Origin of the sequence: Streptococcus sp. 22.1, assembly GCF_016648645.1 — a bacterium.
Lineage (GTDB): Bacteria > Bacillota > Bacilli > Lactobacillales > Streptococcaceae > Streptococcus.
The window spans coordinates 1-1,794 of record NZ_JACLQK010000048.1 but is presented as its reverse complement, the minus strand read 5'-3'; the positions used below and the strand labels follow the sequence as shown (position 1 = coordinate 1,794).

Below are 1,794 nucleotides of genomic sequence, written 5' to 3'. Positions count from 1 at the left end.
TGATATGATACCTCTTAAGTAGACAAGGTAAATACCTAAAATCTACTTAAGAGGTATTTTTATGTCTAGAAGAGAAAGGTTCACCCCATACGAGAAAGAACAAGCTTGTCTCGATTATATTAATGGTAATCGTTCTAGATCTGAGATATGTAACTGTCTCCATATTTCCACAAGGACGATTCAAGATTGGGCTGCCATCTATAAAAAATATGGGATTTTAGGATTCACAAAGAAAACAAAAAACCGTTCCTATTCAAAAGAATTTAAAATGGAACTTGTAGAAAAATGTATTAGTGGTGAGGCTTCATCTATTGATTTAGGTCATCAGTATGATATTTCTTCAGGACTTTTAAGAAAGTGGATTAGGATGTATAATGCCAATATAGAACTTAAGGATTACAATCCAAAACGGGAGGTCTATATGGCAAAAGCAAGACGTAAAACCACTATTGATGAACGCAAAGAGATTGTCAACTATTGTATTGAACATAATCGCAATTATAAGGAAACGGCATCACTTTATGATGTTTCTTATAGCCAAGTGTATTCGTGGGTGAAAAAGTATGATAGTGATGGTGAAGAAGGTTTAGTTGACAAAAGGGGTCATCACAAACTAGATGATGAGGTTGATGAATTAGAACGTTTACGAAGAGAAAATGTGCGCTTAAAACGTCAGTTAGAAGAAAAGGATATGACTGTTGAACTCTTAAAAAAAGTGAAAGAATTCGGAAGGATGTGAGGCTAGGCAAACAGCGCCACGAATCAAAATACTTAGCGATCGAAGACTTCAACACCAACAAAGGGTGGAGCATTAGCTGGATGTGTCATCAGCTCGGCATTACGAGGTCTGCATTTTATAAATGGAAACATAGAATAGTTCCAGAACAAGAACAATTAAACAGCGAAATTGCGGAATTAATTAAAGAATATGACGAACGTTTTTCACACATCTTGGGATACCGAAGAATGACCGATTGGATCAATCATTTCAATCATACGAATTACTCAAGAAAGAGAATTCACCGAATTATGAAAGTACTCGATATCCACGCTTTTATCCGTAAGAAAAGGAAAAAATACAAGACTGCCAAGCCTAAAGAAACTGCAGAAAATAAGTTGGCAAGAAACTTCTATACAACTGCTCCGAACAAAAAATGGGTAACAGATGTTACAGAGTTTAAGATTCCTAACTCTCATAAGAAACTCTATCTTAGTGTCATACTTGATTTATATGACCGCTATCCTATTGCTTTTGTCATAAGTGGTCGAAATGACAATCGGCTGGTCTTCAAAACATTTGACAAAGCCATTGAAAAAAATCCCGCAGCGAAGCCTATATTTCACAGCGATAGAGGGTTTCAATATACCAATAAGAACTTTCAAAAAAAGCTGAAAGATACTGATATGATTCAATCCATGTCAAGAGTGGGCCATTGTATTGATAACGGACCAATAGAAGGTTTTTGGGGAATTATAAAATCGGAAATGTATCAGATGTATGAGATTTCAGATGAGGCCTCCCTCCGATATGCCATCAAAGACTATATCCGATTTTACTGTCAAGAGCGTCCACAAAGTAGGTATGACTGTAAAACGCCTTTGGCAGTAAGAAACGCTGCCTTATCATCAGAACATCCTTTGTCATACCCAATCGCTAAGAATAACAAAATTGAAAAGTACAAGTCTAAGTGGTCTGCATAAAAAAACAGCCGTACATTTATTATGTACGACTGACCTTCAAAAACAGACACTTTTTTAGATATTTAACCTGTCTACTTGACAGGGGGCATATCA

The 1,794-nt window shown here is 36.1% G+C and carries 2 protein-coding genes; both read left to right on the top strand.

Annotated elements, in window-relative coordinates; genetic code table 11:
- Window positions 1-61 precede the first annotated feature (61 nt).
- Window positions 62-739 carry a helix-turn-helix domain-containing protein gene (locus H7U04_RS11270; protein ID WP_002890056.1) on the top strand — a complete coding sequence of 226 codons (678 nt, stop codon included), beginning with the start codon at window positions 62-64 and terminating at the stop codon, window positions 737-739.
- Window positions 736-1,701 (top strand): IS3 family transposase, encoded by a 966-nt coding sequence (locus H7U04_RS11265; protein WP_002890057.1) that lies wholly within the window; start codon window positions 736-738, stop codon window positions 1,699-1,701. Before H7U04_RS11270 ends, H7U04_RS11265 begins: the two co-directional genes overlap by 4 nt.
- The last annotated feature ends 93 nt before the right edge of the window (window positions 1,702-1,794 follow it).

What these genes read in the sequence shown, in the direction of transcription:
- H7U04_RS11270 (WP_002890056.1), top strand. Translation starts at nt 62, where the DNA reads ATGTCTAGAAGAGAAAGGTTCACCCCATACGAGAAAGAACAAGCTTGT.